Genomic DNA, 16,546 nt, shown 5'->3' with positions numbered 1-16,546 from the left:
CGGCGCAAGCCCGTTCCCGGCGGCCCCACCGGCATCTACGCTCGGACCATGAGCGAGCTCACCCAGCCCACCGGTCGCGAAGAGGCCCTGCGGGCGGTCCCCCGCGACGACGGCTCGGCACCCCGCGCCCTCGTGCTCGGCGCCACCGGCTACATCGGCGGGCGCCTGACCCCGCGGTTGCTCGGCGCCGGCTACCGGGTGCGGGTGCTCGCCCGCGACGCGGCCCGGGCGGCCTCGTTCGGGTGGGGCGAGGAGTGCGAGATCGTCGAGGGTTCCGCGGACGACGACGCGGCCGTGGCGGCCGCGATGGACGACGTCGACGTCGTCTACTACCTCATCCACTCCATGTCGGCCGGGAAGGGCTTCGAGGAGAGCGACGAACGCGCCGCGACCACCGTCGCCACCGCCGCGGCCCGCGCCGGGGTACGGCGGATCGTCTACCTCGGCGGCCTGCACCCCGACGACGTGCGCCTCTCCCCGCACCTGCGCTCGCGGGTGCACGTGGGCGAGATCTTCCTCCGCTCGGGCGTGCCCACCCTCGTCCTGCAGGCGGGTGTCGTCATCGGCTCGGGCTCCGCCTCGTTCGAGATGATCCGGCACCTGACCGACGTGCTGCCCTACATGCCCGCGCCGAAGTGGGTGCGCAACCGCATCCAGCCCATCGCCGTGCGCGACGTGCTGCACTATCTGCTCGGCGCCGCGCGCGTCGACGCCGACGTCAATCGCGCCGTCGACATCGGCGGACCCGACGTGCTGCGCTACGGCCAGATGATGAACGGCTACGCCGTGGAGGCGGGGCTCCGGCAGCGCGCCATCGCCGCGCTCCCCGTCCTGACGCCGGAGCTGGCCTCGCACTGGGTGAACCTCGTCACGCCCGTGCCGCGCTCCATCGCCCGCCCGCTGGTGGCCTCGCTGCAGAACGAGTGCATCATGAAGGATCACGCGGTCGACGCGCTCATCCCGCGCCCGGAAGGCGGCCTCACCCCGTATCGCCGGTCGGTGGCGCTCGCACTCGGCCGGGTCGACGCGGACGCCGTGGAGACCAGCTGGCAGGACGCCGAGGTCACGGGCGCCCCGAGCGACCCGCTCCCGAGCGACCCGGACTGGGCCGGACGCACCGTGTTCACGGACCAGCGCTCGGTCGCGACCCGGGCGTCGGTCGCGGAGCTGTGGCGTGTGATCCTCGGGATCGGCGGGGAGAACGGCTGGTACTCGTCACCGCTGCTCTGGGCGGTGCGGGGGCTCATGGACCGCGTGATCGGCGGCGTGGGCCTGCGGCGCGGACGCCGGAGCCGCACGGCCGCGCGAGTCGGGGATGCGATCGACTTCTGGCGCGTCGAGGCGGTCGAGCAGACCGACACCGGGCATCTGCTGCGGCTCCGCGCCGAGATGAAGGTGCCCGGCGAGGCGTGGCTCGAACTGCGGGCCGTGCCCGATGGTGAGGGCGCCCGCTACGAGCAGCGGGCCGTGTTCTTCCCCCGGGGGCTGCTCGGACGCCTGTACTGGCTCGCCGTGCTGCCGTTCCACGGGCTCATCTTCTCGGGCATGGCCGCCCGGATCACGGCGGCGGCCGAAACGCCGCCCGCCGCAGCAGGCGACGACGCCGGGTCAGGCGCACCCCGTGAGGATGTGCCTGACCCGGCGTGAGCGCCTGACCTCTCCGACGCTCAGTCCGCGCGCGGGGCCGTGGGCTCCGCAGGGGCGTCCGGCGCGGGGTCGACGGGGGCCTCCAGTTCGGCCGGCGGGATGATGTCGATCGCCTCGGTGGCCGCCTCGTACACCTCCGCGAGGGTGTCATCCACGGTGTCCTCGTCGATCCAGGCGAGGTCGTCCTCCGAGTGGTCGTACTCGACGGGCACGAGCGCGAAGTCGTCGCCGTACTCCTCGAGACCGGCCATCACGCTGTGCCGGACGGCGGCCCGCGCATACCGGTCGCGCAGGATCAGCGGATCGCGCCGCAGATCCTTCATGAACGCGATCATCATGAACGCCATGATGATCGCGAACGGCAGCGCCGCGATGATCGTCGCGTTCTGCAGCGACTGCAGCCCGCTGCCCTCGACACCACTCACCAGCAGCACGGCCGCGATCACCCCGACCAGGACGCCCCAGACGACGGCGACCCAGCGCGAGGGATCCGGGCGACCCTGCTGGGACAGCGTCCCCATCACGAGCGAGGCCGAGTCGGCACCGGTGATGAAGAAGATCGCGATGAGCAGGATGAGGATGATGCTCGTGATCAGCGGGAACGGCAGGTTCTCGAGCACCCCGAACAGGACCTCTTCCGGCGGATCGACGACGAGGCCGGCGCCGTCCATCTGCTGCTGGATCGCGGTGGTGCCGAAGATCGCGAACCACACGAGCGAGATCGCGGACGGCACGACGATGACGACCGACACGAACTGACGGAGCGTGCGGCCGCGCGAGATCTTCGCGATGAACATGCCGACGAAGGGCGACCACGAGATCCACCACGCCCAGTAGAAGATCGTCCAGCTCGACAGGAAGGCCTGCGCGGCCTCCCCCTGCGAGGCGGAGCGGCCGATCATGGTCGGCAGATCGCCGAGGAACTGCACGGCGACCGACGGGATCACGTTGAGGATCAGCAGCGTCGGCCCGACGAAGAACACGAAGAACGCGAGCAGGATGGCCACGACGGCGTTGATGTTCGACAGCGCCCGGATGCCCTTGGAGACACCCGACACGGCGGACGCGATGAAGCATGCGGTGAGGACCGCGATCACCGCGATGAGGACGCCGTTGCCGAGTGGCCCTGCACCGCTGACGATCTCGACGCCGTGGCCGATCTGCAGCGCGCCGAGGCCGAGGGAGGCCGCGGTGCCGAACAGCGTCACGATGATGGAGAAGATGTCGATCGTGCGGCCGACCGGACCCGTCGTGCGGTTCTCACCGAGCAGCGGGGCGAAGATCGAGGAGATCAGCGGGGTGCGGCCGCGCCGGTACGCGCCGTACGCGATGGCACCGCCGACGAGCGCGTAGAACGCCCAGGCCTGCGGACCCCAGTGGTAGAGCACCTGCGTCTGCGCGGTGTGCATGGCCTCGAGCGTGTTCGCCTCGACGGTCCCGGGCGGCGGGTTCTCGAAGAACGTCAGCGGCTCGGCGGCACCCCAGAACACGAGACCGATGCCCATGCCGGCGGCGAAGAGCATCGAGATCCACGAGAACATCGAGTACTCGGGCTCCTCGTCGTCGCGGCCGAGCGGGATCCGCCCGTAGCGGCTGAACCCGACGAACAGCATGAACACGAGGATGACCGTGGCGATCGTCGTGAAGAAGAATCCGAAGTACTCCACCACCCAGGCGAGGACCGTGCTCGTGGTGCCGGCGAGGTTGTCCCCGGCGAACACGCCCCACGCGATGAAGGCGAGGGCGAACGCGGCGGCGACACCGAACACGAGCGGGTCGGTGCGGTAGGTGCGCCCCGTCTCCTCGACCGAGACCCCGGGCACGAGCGCCGGGTGCACGCTGCGCGGCGGGACGGTCGTGATGTCGCGGACGATCTTGCGCGCGGTCTCGGACGCCTTGGCCGCCTGGCGGTGCGTCGCGGTCACGACGGCGTCGGTGCGCGGACGGGTCGGGGATCCTGCGGAGCGTTCGGTGGGCTTCTCGTCAGGCGTGTCCATGAGAAACCATCATTCCACCTGCGCGGGGTCAGGCGAACGCGGGAGGTCAGGCGCTCCGGCGCAGGAGCGCCTGATCTCGCGGGGTTGGCCTGTTCTCGCGGACCGTCTCGCGGGGTCAGCGGGGGCGGCGTCGGCCCAGGAACAGGGCGCCGAGCAGCGGCAGTACGGACACGCACAGCAGGGTGATGCCCAACGGCGGCAGCGGCGTCACGAGCAGTGCGCCGCCCACGAGCATCGCGGCGAACAGCACGCCGGAGGCGATCCGCCGCGCGATGCCCTCCAGCCGGTCGAGCCGCCGCTCCAGCCGCGAGGTGTCGAAGGAGACGTTGCCGTCGTCGACGCGGGTGATGATGTCGTCGATGCGCTTCGGGAGCCGCCAGGTGGTGGCCGCGTTCGCCATCGCCTGCGCCGCCATGTCCTGCATGAGGGAGCCGGACTCGTCGCGGAGGAGGCGGGCGGCGTACGGTTCGGCCGCGTCCCACACGTTGAACGCGGGATCCAGGCCGCTGCACATGCCGGAGGTGAGGGACACGGCGCGGATCAGCAGCAGCATGTCCTCCGGCAGCTGCAGCGGGAGGCGGCGCACCATGTCGCCGAACTCCTCCGCGAAGTCGGTGAACTCCCGCGGATCGACCCGGCTCAGCTCCGCGAATCCCATGCCGCCGAAGCGCGCGAAGAGCGCCGTCAGCGCCCGCTCCAGCTCCCCCGTGTCGGCGGACGGCAGGAGCACGCCGATCTCCTGCGCCGCCCGCACCAGGCCCCTGCTGTCCCGCGCGGTCACCGCGATGAGGAGCGTCCGCAGGCCCTGCCGGAGGTTGTCGGAGACGTCCGCCATCATGCCGAAGTCGATGAACGTCAGCCGGAAGCCCCCCGAGCCCCCTTGGGTCCCTGAGCCCCCTTGGGTCCCTGGGCCCCCTTGGGTCCCTGAGCCCGCCTGGGTCCCTGAGCCCGCCTGGGTCCCTGAGCTCGTCGAAGGGACGGGCGTGACGAAGATGTTGCCGGGGTGCGGGTCGGCGTGCACGAACCGGTGGGTGAAGACCTGGTCGAACATGACCTCCGCGAACGCGTCGGCGACGGCGGACGGGTCGATGCCGGCCGCGCGGAGGGCGGCGGTGTCGTTGATCTTGATCGCCGTCACGTCGGACAGGGTGAGCACCCGACGCGTCGTGCGCTCCCAGACGATCTCGGGGGCGGCGACCCGCGGGTCGTCGGCGAAGTTCTCGCGGAACCGCTCGGCGCTGCGGGCCTCGTGGAGGTAGTCGATCTCCTCCAGGCTCGTCACCGCGAACTCCTCGACCAGGGCGGGGGCGTCCACGCGGTCGGCGACGATCCTGACCCTGGTCAGCCAGCGGGCGACCCGGCGGAGGGCGGCGAGGTCGACCGCGACGATCTCGTCGATGCCCGGGCGCTGCACCTTGACGACCACCTCGTCGAGCCCGGTGTCCTGGGCATCGAGCGGCGACAGCCGCGCCCGGTGCACCTGCCCGAGCGACGCGGCGGCGACCGGGGTGTCGTCGAACCAGGCGTAGACCCGGTCGAGGGGCATGCCGAGCTCGGCCTCCGCGAGCGCCCGGATCTGCGGGGTGGGCACCGCCGGGACCTCGTCCTGCAGTCCTTCGAGCTCGGCCGTGATCTCGGGCGGCAGAACGTCGAGGCGCGACGACATGAACTGTCCGACCTTGATCATCAGGCCGCCGAGCTCGACCGCCAGGGTGTGGAAGCGCCGCGCGAACCGCTGCATGCGGTGCGCGCGCGTGCGCTCCGCCACGCCGGACAGCCCGAAGCGCGGAAGGACGAGTTCGAACCACCAGATGGCCACGAACTCGCGGCTCGCGAAAGACAGGATGCGGCGGTACCGGGCGCGATGAGGACCCGGGGCCGTCGCTGCCGTCATCGCGTCATCCTTCCGCCGTTCCGCGCCGGACGCCGCACGACGCGGTCAGTCCTGGGCGAGGATCGTGTACAGCCTACGGCGGGCCTCGTCGAGCACCTCGATGGCCTGCTGCACCTGCTCCGCGGAGCCGCTGCGTCCGACCTGCGCGGCCGCGGCGGCGAGGTCGACCCCGGCCTTGGGCAGCGCGCTGTAGCGGGCGTCGCGGCTGCGGTCCTTGTCGGAGGACGGCACCCACGGCGGGGTCTCGGTGCTCTCGGCGGCGACGGCCCGGCCGGCCTCGGTGAGCGCGTAGGTCTTGCGACCGTTCTGCTCCTCGGCCTCGATCAGGCCCTCGTCGGCGAGGAGCTGGAGGGTGGGGTAGACGGAGCCGGCGCTCGGCTTCCAGGTGCCGCCGCTGCGCTCCGCGATCTCGTTGATGATCTGGTAGCCGTGCATCGGGCGCTCGGTGAGGAGCGAGAGGACGGCGGCGCGCACGTCGCCGCGGGCCATGCGGGATCCGCCGGACGGACGCGACTCGAACGACTTGCGGAGCTGGTCCATCGCCTCGAAGAGCGCCCCGGCCGGACCGTGGGCACCCCCGAAGAGGTTGCCGAGTCCGGCGCCGAAGTCGCCGCCGGAACCGTTGCCCGGGGTGCCGCCGAACGGGGTGGAGGGGAATGCGTTGTTCATGATGACCTCCCAGTCGTGAACGATAGTCAACGATATATCGTTAACGCTGGGTGTGGGGTGGGAATCCGCGCTCAGGACACGGCGAGCAGTGCAGCTCCCGTGAGCGTCGCGTCGATGCCGAGTTCCGCCGGACGCACGCGGGCGACCGCAGGCCCCGGCATCGCGGCCGCGCGATACGCCCGGGCCACCTCATCGAGGTACCGCTCGCCGATGGCCGCGACGCCGCCGCCCACAGCGACGACCTCCACGTCGAGGACGGCCTGCGCCCCGGCCAGCGCACGTCCGAGAAACCGCGCCCCCTCGGCGATCACCTCGCTCGCGACGGGGTCTCCGGCGCGGGCGGCCGCATCGACCTCGCGGAGCGGGAGGGCGACGCCCGTGCGCTCCCGGTAGGTCTGCTCGAGCGCCGGACCGGAGGCGACGGCCTCGACGTGTCCGATCGCTCCGCAGCCGCAGCGGCGGTCGGCCAACGCCGTCGGGAGCGCGAGCTCCGTGTGCCCGACCGACCCCGCCGTGCCCGTCACGCCGGTGCGGAGACCGTCGGGAAGCACGACAGCGCCGCCGATGCCGGTGCCGACCGTCACCATGAGGAGGCCGCGCGCCCCGCGCCCCGCTCCCGCCGCGGCTTCGGCGACCGCCGCCGCGTGCACATCGTTCACCACCGCCGGCGGAACGCCGAGGGCATGCCCGAGGGCCGCCCGCAGCGGGAAGCCCGCCCAGCCGCGGATCGCATCGGTCGCCGAGGCGATGCCGCCGTCGGCCCCCACGACCCCCGCCGTACCGACCCCGGCCGCCGTGATCTCCGCCGTCCCGGCGACCATCGCGACCGCGTCCGCCACCGCGCGCACGATCGCCTCGCCGCCCTCGCGGGCCGGCGTCGGCCGGGTGTGCACGGCGGTGACACGCCGGACGGAGCCGCCCGGACCCCCGGCGAACCCGGCGACGGCGATCTTGGTGCCGCCGATGTCGATGCCGACGATCACGCGCGCTCCCGGACCGCCGGCGTCGCCGCGACGAACCGGCGGGTGAGGGCGATGGGATCGGTGATCGCCCCGCCGACGACGACGGCGAACGCTCCCGCATCGAAGGCCGCGCGCACCTGCGCCGGGGTCTGGTACCGCCCCTCCGCGATCGTCGGGATGCCGGCGGCGGCGAGCGCGGCGACGAGGTCGAGGTCCGGTCCGTCCAGCCGCGGCGAGTGCGGGGTGTAGCCGGAGAGGGTCGTGCCGACGACGGCCGCGCCCGCCTCCCACGCGCGCTCGCCCTCCGCGACGGTGGACACGTCGGCCATCACCGGACGCCCCGTGGCCGCGGCGATCTCCGCGAGCAGCCCGAAGTCGGTGCCGAGCTGCTCCGCGGTGGCGTCCACCGCGATGATGTCGGCTCCTGCTTCCGCCAGCCCGGCGGCGAGCGCGACCTCCGGTGTGATGACGTTGCGCACCCCGTTCCACACCTTGTGGAGGCCGATGATCGGCACGGCGGTCACGGGCCGCACCCGACGGATGTCGTCCGGTCCGTTCAGGCGCAGGCCACTGGCACCGCCGAGCAGCGCCGATTCGGCGAGCGCGCCGATCACGTGCGTGTCCCGGGCGGGGGCGCCGGCGGACGCCTGGACCGAGGCGACGAGGCGACCGCGGAGGCGGCCGAGGATTTCATGGGTCACTTGAGGGCTCCTGCACTGGCACCACCGATGAAGAACTTCTGGCCGAGGAGGAAGATCGCCACGGCCGGGAGCGTGAACATCACGCACGCGGCCATGAGCGGCCCCCAGGCCACGTCGTTCTCCCCGAAGAAGGCGTACAGACCGATCGACAGCGTGTACGTCGACTGGTCGTTGAGGTAGATGAGGGGATTGAGGAAGTCGGTCCACGCCCAGACGAACTGGAAGATCGCGGCGGTCACGATGGCGGGACGCGCCAACGGCAGCACGATCGTCGCGTACGTGCGGAACTCGGAGGCGCCGTCGAGACGGGCGGCCTCGATGAGCTCGTCCGGAACCGCGAGCAGGAACTGCCGGATCATGAAGATGAAGAACGGCGTGCCGAGGAACGCGGGGACGATGAGCGGGAGGTACGTGTTCGTCGCCTCCAGCCCGTTCCACACGAGGAACAGCGGGATCAGCGTCACCTGCGGCGGCAGCATCATCGTGGCGAGCACGAGGATCAGGAGCGGACGGGCGCCGCGCCACCTCACCTTCGCCAGTGCGTAGGCCACGAGCGGGCAGGAGATCACCGTCCCGAGGATGCTCATTCCGGAGACGAAGAGGGTGTTGGCGAGGTAGCGCCACACCGGGATCTGCGCGAACGCCTCCGCGAAGTTGTCCGTCGTCCACTCGGCCGGCAGCAGGGTCGGCGGGGACGAGAACACGTCGCCGGGGGTCTTGAACGCGGTCGACAGCATCACCAGCAGCGGGAACAGGAACAGCAGCGCGAGCAGCGTCACCCCGATCTGCTGCCGGACGCGGCGGAGCGTGCGGCGGGGGCGACGGGGCCGGCGCACCGCAGCGGAGAGGTCAGCGTGCGCCATCGTGCACCCACTTCTTCGAGGTCGCGAGCACGATGAGGCTCACGGCGAGCGTGAGGAGGAAGAGCGTCCACGCCATGGCCGAGGCGTACCCCATCTTCAGGAACACGAACGCGTTCTGGTACAGGTACATCGCGTAGGAGAGCATCGACTGACCGGGCCCTGACCCGGCCTGGTTCAGCCTCTCCTGCGAAAGGATGTAGGGCTGCGTGAAGATCTGCAGGAACCCGATGATGCTCACGATCACCTGGAACAGGGTCACGGGCGACACGGTCGGCCAGGTGACGTTCGTGAAGCGGCGCCAGGCACCGGCACCGTCGAGCTCGGCCGCCTCGTACAGCTCCTTCGGCACCTCCTGCAACGCGGCGAGGTAGATGATCATGGTGCCGCCGACCGTCCACAGCGACATGAGGATGATGGCGGGCTTCGTCCACTCCGGCTGCTGCAGCCAGGCGGGCCCCTCGATGCCGAACCAGGAGAGGAAGTGGTTGATGAAGCCGTACTGGGCGTTCAGCAGCCACCGCCACAGGTATCCGCCGACGACGACCGGCACGATCGAGGGCAGGTAGACGAGGGCGCGATAGAGCGGCTGGCCGCGCACCGGCGTGTTCAGCAGGTGCGCGCCGGCGAGGGCGATGCCGATCGCGAGCGGCACGCCGAACACCGTGAGCACGGCCGTGTTGGCGAGCGACTTCCAGAACACCCCGTCGGCGAACATCTGGGTGTAGTTGTCGAGCCCCACCCACTCGGGCGCCTGGAACAGGTTGAAGTCGGTGAAGCTGTAGTACGCCGACGCCGCGATCGGGTAGGCGAACAGGAACAGGAAGCCGATGATGAACGGCGACGCGAACGCCAGGCCGATCAGCGTGGTCCGGCGGCTCCGGCGCCGACGGACGGGAGCGCCGGGCCCGGCAGGAGCGCTCTCCTGCCGGGCCCGGGGTGCTGTTGCCGTGGTCACGAGGACCGGCTCACTTCGAGGCGTAGGAGGCCATGCGCTCCTCGACGGTCGCGATCGCCTCCTCCGGGGTGGCGGTGAGCCGCACGACCTCGTCGAAGGCGGTCGCGAGGTCGGTCGCATACTCGGCGCTGTACGGGCGGCTGGCCAGGGACTTCGCGTTCGGGGACGACGCCGCCTCTGCCCACACGCCGAAGTCCTGCAGCTCGTCGAACGCGGCGCTGCCGGCGAGCGAGGAGCGACCGGGAAGGTTGCCGAGCGCGACCGCGAACTTCTCCATGGGCTCGTCACTCACGAGGTAGGCGAGGAACGTGGCCGCCTCTTCCTTGTGCTTCGAGTTGGCGGGGATGAACAGGGTGCTCGCGGTGACCTGCGTGCTGTTCTCCAGGTCGGGCGAGGCGGCGGGGATCGCGGTGACGCCCCACTCGAAGTCGGGGGCGATCTTGGCGGCGCTGGCCGATCGCCACTCGCCGTCGATGATCATGGCGACCTGGCCGCTGAAGAACGGGTCCTGCGCGGAGAGGTACTCGCCCTGTCCGGACACGAAGGTCGCCATGGCGTCGGCGCCGACCGGCTCGATCACGTTGTCCTGGTACCACTGGAGCGCTTCGAGGTTGCCGTCCTCCGCGGGGGTCGGGCCGTCCTCACCGTCCCAGCTGCCGCCGAACGCGTAGCCCAGGGTCGTGAGCGTGGTGCTGTCGTTCGCCGACCCGAGTCCGAGCTGCGTGATCTTGCCCGAGGCGTCCTTCTTGGTGAGCTTCGGGATGGCGGCGGCGAGCTCGTCCATCGTGGTCGGCGGGGTGACGCCCGCCTCTTCCAGCAGCTGCGGGTTGTAGAGCAGCTGGAAGCTGTGGATGGCGATCGGCAGGGAGTAGATCTTGCCGTCGTAGCTCATCTGCTCCATGGCGCTGGGGACGAAGTCGTCGACGTCGATGCCCTCGGCCGCGATCGCGTCGTCGAGCGGGGCGAGGATGCCCTTCGAGGCCCAGGCCCCGACGGTGTTGCCGAAGTTGTCGGAGATGTCGAACGAGCCGTTCGACGACGACATGGAGGTGAGCTGCTTCTGGGTGTCGGGGCTGGAGACGCCCGTGACGACGATGTCGTCCTGGCTGGCGTTGAAGTCGGCGATGATCGCCTCCAGCGCCTTCGCCTCCTCGCCGCCCCACAGGTAGGAGAACGTGATCTCGGTGGGGCCGTCTGCGTCGCCGGTGCCGCCGGCGCAGCCGCTCAGGGCGACGATCGTCGCCGTGCCCAGCGCTCCGGCGACCAGGACGCGTCGGCGCAGGTTGTGCTTCACGTGCATGGGGATTCTCCGCTCATCGTTGACCGTGCAAAGGATTGGAATAGACCAATTAAGAACCGCTGAGAGGAGACATTGACACAATCCGGGGTGATCGTCAAGATTGGGTTAGTCCAAATGAGGGGGAAGACATGTCGGCCATCGAGGGCGTCACGAAGCACGAACGCGTGCGACGGCATCTGGAGAACGTCATCGAGCAGGGTCTCGCGCCCCACGAGAAGCTCCCCACCGAGCGCGAGCTCGCCGAGTCCCTCGAGGTCAACCGGCAGACCGTGCGGCGCGCCCTCGACGAACTCGAACGGGACGGCCTCGTGTACCGCCTGCAGGGCGCCGGCACGTTCGTCAGCGCCTCGCGGATCAGCAAGGCGTTCGAGCTGACCTCGTTCTCGGAGGACATGCTCGCGCGCAACATGCGGCCGGGCTCCCTCTCCGTCGACGTCGGCACCGCCGCGGCCGGACAGACCGCCGGTTATGCGCTGCACCTCAGTCCCCAATCGCCCGTCGTGCGCATCCGCCGGGTACGGACCGCGGACGACATCCCGATCTGCCTCGAGGTGTGCTCGATCGCGGCCGACGCGGTGCCGGGCCTGGAGGACGGCATCGAGGGCGACTCGCTCTACGACGACCTGCGCACCCGTTTCGGCATCACCGCCGTGCGTGCCGACCAGGAGATCCACGCGGTCGTCCTGGACGAGGAGCAGGCGGCGGCACTCCAGACCCCGCCGTTCTCGCCCGCCTTCCTCGTGAAGCGCACCACCTACGACGCCCGCAGCCGCCCGATCGAGTACGCCGAGTCGGTGTACCGCGGCGACCGGTACTCGTACCTGGTCTCCATCGCCCGCCCCTGATCCTCGCCCGCTCCTGACACTCGACCACCCCCGACCTGCGATCCCCTTCACCGACGAAAGGCTCCTCGTGTCCGACCCGACCCTCCGCCCGCGCATCGCGCTGCTCCCCCTCGACGACCGGCCGGTGAACGTCAAGCTCCCGGGCGACGTCGCGGCCGTCGCCGGGGTGACCCTCGACGTCCCGCCCGCGGAGATCCTCCCCTCCTACCGCACCGCGGGCGACGCCGACGCGCTGGGCGCCTGGCTGCGCGAGCGGGCTGCAGACCCGGCGACCGTGCACGTGGTCGTGTCGGTGGACATGCTCCTGTACGGCGGACTGATCGCGAGCCGCACGAGCGCCGACACCACGCGCGACGTGCTGGCGCGCCTGGACGTGCTGCGCGAGGTGCGGCGGCTGCGGCCCGACCTGCCGATCTCGGCGGTGTCGCTGGTGACCCGGGCGAGCAACTCGTACTCTGCGGCCGAGGAGCCGACCTACTGGACGGAGCACGGCAAGGAGATCCACGCGCTCGGCGGCGACGCGCACCGACTGCTCGGCGAGACCGAGGTGCTGCCGCTCGACGAACTGACCCCGGTGCCCGCCGAGGTCGTCTCCGACTACTCGTCGCGGCGGCTGCGCAATCACATCGTGAATCTCTCCACCCTCGGCCTCGTGGAGGACGGGACCCTCGACTTCCTGGCGATCACCGCCGACGACACCGCGCCCTTCGCGGCGGGCAGCGCCGAGCAGGTGTGGCTGCGGCACTGGATGCGGATGCTGCCGTCGGGTCGTCAGGTGCTGATGTACCCGGGGGCGGACGAAGTGGGCGCGGCGCTGGTCGCGCGGGCCCTGGCCGCGAACGCCGGCGTGACGGCGTCGTTCTCGGTCGCCTGCGCGGATGCCGCCGGGATGGAGCGCATCCCGCCGTACGAGAACATGTCGCTCGCGGCGTCCGCCAGCCGGCAGATCCGTGCCGCGGGCGCCGTCGAGGTGACCGCCAGGGGCGATGTCACGCTCGTGCTGCACGCTCCCGATCCCGACCGGCACGACATGTTCCGCGGACGCCCCGACGTCGTCGACGCGGAGGCCGTCGCGGGCACGGTCGCCCTCGTGCGGGAGCGTCTGGACGCCGGGGAGCACGTGGCCCTGGCCGACGTGCGGTATCCGAACGGCGCGGACGAGGCGCTCGTGCGCGCGCTGGCCGAGGCCGGACTGCTCGGGCGCCTGGAGGCGTTCGGCGGCTGGAACACGGCGGGGAACACGCTCGGCAGCGTGGTCGCGGTGGCGGCGGCCGGAGTCGTCGGCCGAGCCACGGGCTCGTTCGACGAACGCGCCGCGCGGATCGCCCTGCTCACCCGCCTGCTCGACGACTTCGCCTACCAGGCCGTCGTCCGCACGGATGTGGGCCCGTCGCTCTTCCCTGACATCTACCCGATGGTCGACGACGCACAGGTGGCGACCGCCGAGCGCGTCATCCGCGCGGAGCTGACGGCACTGCTGGAGTCGATGCTGCCCGCCGATGACGTGCGGATCGAGGAGCTGACCCTCCCCTGGCGGCGCTCCTTCGAGATCGGACTCACCCTGCGCTGAGCGCGTCCGGACGGCTGCATACACCCGGAGCCGACGCAAGCCTGGTGCGCCCCACAGGAAGGGATGGTTGGCTGGGATCTCCGGCGGGGGAGATTCGAGCCGGGCATGACCACAGGGGGGACGACGTCCATGAGCAGTGCGACCGCGGGTGAGACGGCAGACGGCCGGGTGCGGGTGAGCGTGGTGGTGCCGGTGTTCCGGCCGAAGGAGTCGTTCGACGACCTCATCGCGTCGCTCGACGCCCAGACTTTGAGCCGCGACGCGTTCGAGGTGCTGCTGTGCGACGACGGCTCCGGAGAGGAGACCGCCGAACGGCTCGCGCACATCGCGAAGGACCGCCCGCACGTGCGCGTGCTGTCCCTGCCGCACTCCGGCTGGCCCGGCACGCCGCGCAACCGCGGCGTCGAGGAGGCCCGCGGCACGTACGTGCAGTTCGTCGATCAGGACGACCGCCTCTACCCGCGGGCGCTGGAGCGGCTGTGCGACTACGCGGACGAGAATGGCTCCGACGTCGTGATCGGCAAAGAGGTGGGCATCGGGCGCAAGCTGCCCGCCAAGATCTTCCAGCGCGACATCCCGCGGGCGGTGCTCGGTGAGGACCCGATCCTGGAGATGCTGACGCCGCACAAGATGTTCCGTACGGCGTTCCTGCGTGAGCACGGCATCCGCTTCCCCGACGGCAAGGTCCGGCTCGAGGACCACCTCTTCGTGATGCAGGCGTACTTCGCCGCCGATACGATCTCGGTGCTCGCGAGCGAGCCCTGCTACGCCTGGGTGAAGGAGCCGGGGAGCGCGAGCTCGGCCCGCATCGAGCCGGAGTCGTACTTCCCTCATCTGGAGACCGTGCTCGACGTGGTCGAGGCGAACACCGAGCCGGGCAAGGTGCGGGACCGGCTGCTGCGGCACTGGTTCCGCGGCAAGATCCTCAACCGGATCGCCGGCCGCCGGATGGTGAAGTACCCGGCGGAGTACCGCGACCGCCTGCTGGATGTGGTGGTGCCGCTCGTGCAGCGGCGCTTCGGCCCGGGGGTCGACGCCGGGCTGTCGTTCCCGCAGCGGATCCGGGCGGCGCTGCTGCGCGCAGACCGCCGGGACGACCTCATCGCGTTCGCCGCGTTCGAGGCGGAGACCACCTGCACGGCCACCGTGACGGCGGCGCGCTGGTCGCGCGGCGGCCTGCAGCTGACCGTGCGCGTCCGTCTGATGCGGGACGGCGAGGAGGCGTTCGTGTTCGAGACCGTCGGGTCCGCCGACCGCCTCGTCTCCCTCCCCCTGTCGACGACCGCAGACCTTCCGTCGGGGCTGCTCAACGCCCGCAAGGAGCGCCGCGCCGACCGTGTGGACCTGGTCGCGCGGGATACGCCGGCGCCCGGACAGCCGACGGAGTCGACCGCGGGTTCGGAGCGCAAGGTGGGCGGCCGCCGCCCGAAGCGCCTCGACGCGGTGCCGATCGCCCTGGACCCGATGAAGGTGTTCCGCGAGGACGGCGAGCGCGAGGCCGATCTGTCGGTGGCCGTGCGTTTCGCCGGGTGGATGTTCACCGCCCCGCTGACCGCCGCGCCGGACGTGACGGCGCACCTCGGCAGGTCGCCGCTTCTCGCGGGTCGCCGGGTCGAGATCGTGCGGAACGAGGACGGCAGCCTGCGGCTGCGCCGCGAATGGCCGGGCGGTGCCTGGCGCGATGCCCTCGCGCACACCGCTCGACGCATCCGCGCCCGACTCCGCCGCTGACCCCACCACACGCCAGCCACACACACTGACGCAGGTGTGATCTTGCTCACGCAGCGACATCGAAGCGCGCCCGTCCGCCCAGCCGCGGAGTACGCCGCGGGTCGACCCACCGCGGCGGAACGAACCAGGGGCGTCCGGTCACACCGGCCCCCTCGATCACGATCTCCCACCCGTTGTCGTGGATGCGATGGTGGCAGGTCTCGCACAGCAGGATCCCGTTGGCGAGATCGGTCGGGCCTCGGTCGCGCTGCCACCAGCGGAGGTGGTGAGCCTTCGTCATTCCGGGCGGCAACCCGCACATGGCGCACCCGCCGTCCCGTTCGACGAGGGCCAGGCGCTGGGCCCGCGTGAAGAGGCGCTTCTGGCGCCCCCAGTCGAGCACCTCGCTCGCCCCGCCGAGGACGCACGGGATGACGCCGCCGCCGGCGGCCATCCGCCGAGCGGCACCGATGTCGATCACCTGGTCGAGCCCGTCGATGGTCGCCGACCCGGTTCCCGCCTGCAAGTCGCGCAGCGACACCCGGACGACCACCGTCGCTCCGGCGAGCGGCACCCGGTCGCTCTCGCACCCGAGAACGTGCGCACAGAAGAGGGACAGCGCATCGGCCTGGATCATCGTGACCGTACGCCGATCCGCGTCGGGCGCGTCGGCGTCGGGCGCGTCGAGGCGGGCGGCGAACACGGCGGACACGTGACCGCGGATCGCGGTGACGACCGGCGCCGCGGTCTCGGCATCGAGCTGCGCGTGCAGGTGCACCATGCCGTCCCGTTCGAAGATGCGCAGCCCGCGCCGGCCCCGCTGCTCCTCCGCCCGCGGCGCCACGCCGTCGGGGTCGAGCCACGCTTCGGCACGGAGGACGAGCTTGCGCACGGCGTCGAGCTCGAGACCTTCGGCGGCCGAGACCAGCACGCGCTCTGCCTCGGCGATGCGCTCCGCACCGGCGGCCACACGACAGCGGTCGAGAAGAGCGACGAGGAGGGCCGTCGTCGGGGCACCGAGTGCACCCGACGCGAGCGCTTCCCGGAGGAGCGGATACCGCGCGGGCAGCGGCGCGCCGAGCAGATCGCTGCGCGGCGCCGTCGCCTCTCCGACCTTCACGAGGCGCTGCGCCTCCCCCGTCGAGATGCCCGTCATCGCGGCGATGAGCTTCGCCGCCGTACGGTATCCGCGCTGCTTGGCGAGGCTGTCGGCCCCGAGCTCCGCGCGTGATTCCCGAGCGATGCCGGCGGCCACGTCGACGTGCATCGCGTCGAGCCGGCGCTGTAGACGCCCGATCGCGTCGACGACGTCGACGAGTTGCGCGCGGGAGAGCTCTGTCGCCTCGTCCGCGGCGCCCCACGCCTCGTCGAGGCGATCCATCGCCTCGCGCAACCCGGACATTTTCGACATGCTTCATTTTATCTCCGCGAGG

At 71.4% G+C, this 16,546-nt stretch carries 13 protein-coding genes; 4 read left to right on the top strand and 9 right to left on the bottom strand.

All coding sequences use genetic code 11. From position 1 onward, the window contains the following. Positions 1 to 48: 48 nt before the first annotated feature. A complete protein-coding gene (locus KAF39_RS05760; protein ID WP_210676365.1) occupies positions 49 to 1,647 on the top strand; it encodes an SDR family oxidoreductase in 1,599 nt (532 codons plus the stop codon). 20 nt (positions 1,648 to 1,667) lie between these two features. On the opposite strand, the gene KAF39_RS05755 is transcribed toward KAF39_RS05760, so the two are convergent. From KAF39_RS05755 to KAF39_RS05720, 8 genes are all read right to left on the bottom strand, one after another. Next, positions 1,668 to 3,644 (bottom strand): BCCT family transporter, encoded by a 1,977-nt coding sequence (locus KAF39_RS05755; RefSeq protein ID WP_210676364.1) that lies wholly within the window; start codon positions 3,642 to 3,644, stop codon positions 1,668 to 1,670. Between the two features lie 115 nt (positions 3,645 to 3,759). Then, positions 3,760 to 5,538 carry an AarF/ABC1/UbiB kinase family protein gene (locus KAF39_RS05750; protein ID WP_210676363.1) on the bottom strand — a complete coding sequence of 593 codons (1,779 nt, stop codon included), beginning with the start codon at positions 5,536 to 5,538 and terminating at the stop codon, positions 3,760 to 3,762. A 45-nt stretch (positions 5,539 to 5,583) separates the two neighbouring features. Beyond that, positions 5,584 to 6,207, bottom strand: a complete 624-nt coding sequence (locus KAF39_RS05745; RefSeq protein WP_210676362.1) for a PadR family transcriptional regulator — start codon at positions 6,205 to 6,207, stop codon at positions 5,584 to 5,586. 71 nt (positions 6,208 to 6,278) lie between these two features. Beyond that, positions 6,279 to 7,190, bottom strand: a complete 912-nt coding sequence (locus tag KAF39_RS05740) for an ROK family protein (RefSeq protein WP_210676361.1) — start codon at positions 7,188 to 7,190, stop codon at positions 6,279 to 6,281. After that, positions 7,187 to 7,870: a putative N-acetylmannosamine-6-phosphate 2-epimerase gene (locus KAF39_RS05735; protein WP_307805096.1), complete on the bottom strand. Its 684-nt coding sequence runs from the start codon at positions 7,868 to 7,870 to the stop codon at positions 7,187 to 7,189. The genes KAF39_RS05740 and KAF39_RS05735 overlap by 4 nt, the downstream gene beginning before the upstream one ends. Beyond that, entirely contained in the window at positions 7,867 to 8,733 is an 867-nt protein-coding gene (locus KAF39_RS05730; RefSeq protein ID WP_210676360.1) for a carbohydrate ABC transporter permease, read from the bottom strand. The genes KAF39_RS05735 and KAF39_RS05730 overlap by 4 nt, the downstream gene beginning before the upstream one ends. Beyond that, a complete protein-coding gene (locus tag KAF39_RS05725) occupies positions 8,720 to 9,688 on the bottom strand; it encodes a sugar ABC transporter permease (RefSeq protein WP_307805095.1) in 969 nt (322 codons plus the stop codon). Before KAF39_RS05725 ends, KAF39_RS05730 begins: the two co-directional genes overlap by 14 nt. A gap of 10 nt (positions 9,689 to 9,698) precedes the next feature. Then, positions 9,699 to 10,988 carry an ABC transporter substrate-binding protein gene (locus tag KAF39_RS05720; protein ID WP_210676358.1) on the bottom strand — a complete coding sequence of 430 codons (1,290 nt, stop codon included), beginning with the start codon at positions 10,986 to 10,988 and terminating at the stop codon, positions 9,699 to 9,701. Positions 10,989 to 11,116: 128 nt separating this feature from the next. On the opposite strand from KAF39_RS05720, the gene KAF39_RS05715 reads away from it, so the two are divergent. The 3 genes from KAF39_RS05715 (at position 11,117) to KAF39_RS05705 (ending at position 15,134) form a co-directional block, all read left to right on the top strand. After that, positions 11,117 to 11,833 carry a GntR family transcriptional regulator gene (locus KAF39_RS05715; protein WP_210676357.1) on the top strand — a complete coding sequence of 239 codons (717 nt, stop codon included), beginning with the start codon at positions 11,117 to 11,119 and terminating at the stop codon, positions 11,831 to 11,833. 67 nt (positions 11,834 to 11,900) lie between these two features. Further along, positions 11,901 to 13,403 (top strand): DUF4127 family protein, encoded by a 1,503-nt coding sequence (locus tag KAF39_RS05710; RefSeq protein ID WP_210676356.1) that lies wholly within the window; start codon positions 11,901 to 11,903, stop codon positions 13,401 to 13,403. Between the two features lie 129 nt (positions 13,404 to 13,532). After that, the gene (locus KAF39_RS05705) at positions 13,533 to 15,134 is read left to right on the top strand and encodes a glycosyltransferase (protein ID WP_210676355.1); all 1,602 of its coding nucleotides are present in this window, start codon (positions 13,533 to 13,535) and stop codon (positions 15,132 to 15,134) included. 46 nt (positions 15,135 to 15,180) lie between these two features. Here the strand turns inward: KAF39_RS05705 and KAF39_RS05700 are convergent, their stop codons facing one another. Next, complete coding sequence (locus tag KAF39_RS05700; protein WP_246878243.1) at positions 15,181 to 16,524, bottom strand: HNH endonuclease signature motif containing protein; 1,344 nt, start codon at positions 16,522 to 16,524, stop codon at positions 15,181 to 15,183. Positions 16,525 to 16,546: the final 22 nt, after the last annotated feature.

This window comes from Microbacterium sp. BLY (genome assembly GCF_017939615.1).
Taxonomy (GTDB): domain Bacteria; phylum Actinomycetota; class Actinomycetes; order Actinomycetales; family Microbacteriaceae; genus Microbacterium.
Note: the sequence above shows the minus strand (reverse complement) of the source record. Positions and strands in the feature narration are given on the sequence as shown.

Bases quoted from the DNA above. Each gene is read 5' to 3' on its own strand.
- KAF39_RS05745 (WP_210676362.1), bottom strand. From the start codon at position 6,207: ATGAACAACGCATTCCCCTCCACCCCGTTCGGCGGCACCCCGGGCAAC.
- KAF39_RS05700 (WP_246878243.1), bottom strand. From the start codon at position 16,524: ATGTCGAAAATGTCCGGGTTGCGCGAGGCGATGGATCGCCTCGACGAG.
- KAF39_RS05715 (WP_210676357.1), top strand. From the start codon at position 11,117: ATGTCGGCCATCGAGGGCGTCACGAAGCACGAACGCGTGCGACGGCAT.
- KAF39_RS05720 (WP_210676358.1), bottom strand. From the start codon at position 10,988: ATGCACGTGAAGCACAACCTGCGCCGACGCGTCCTGGTCGCCGGAGCG.
- KAF39_RS05730 (WP_210676360.1), bottom strand. From the start codon at position 8,733: ATGGCGCACGCTGACCTCTCCGCTGCGGTGCGCCGGCCCCGTCGCCCC.
- KAF39_RS05705 (WP_210676355.1), top strand. From the start codon at position 13,533: ATGAGCAGTGCGACCGCGGGTGAGACGGCAGACGGCCGGGTGCGGGTG.
- KAF39_RS05760 (WP_210676365.1), top strand. From the start codon at position 49: ATGAGCGAGCTCACCCAGCCCACCGGTCGCGAAGAGGCCCTGCGGGCG.
- KAF39_RS05750 (WP_210676363.1), bottom strand. From the start codon at position 5,538: ATGACGGCAGCGACGGCCCCGGGTCCTCATCGCGCCCGGTACCGCCGC.
- KAF39_RS05755 (WP_210676364.1), bottom strand. From the start codon at position 3,644: ATGGACACGCCTGACGAGAAGCCCACCGAACGCTCCGCAGGATCCCCG.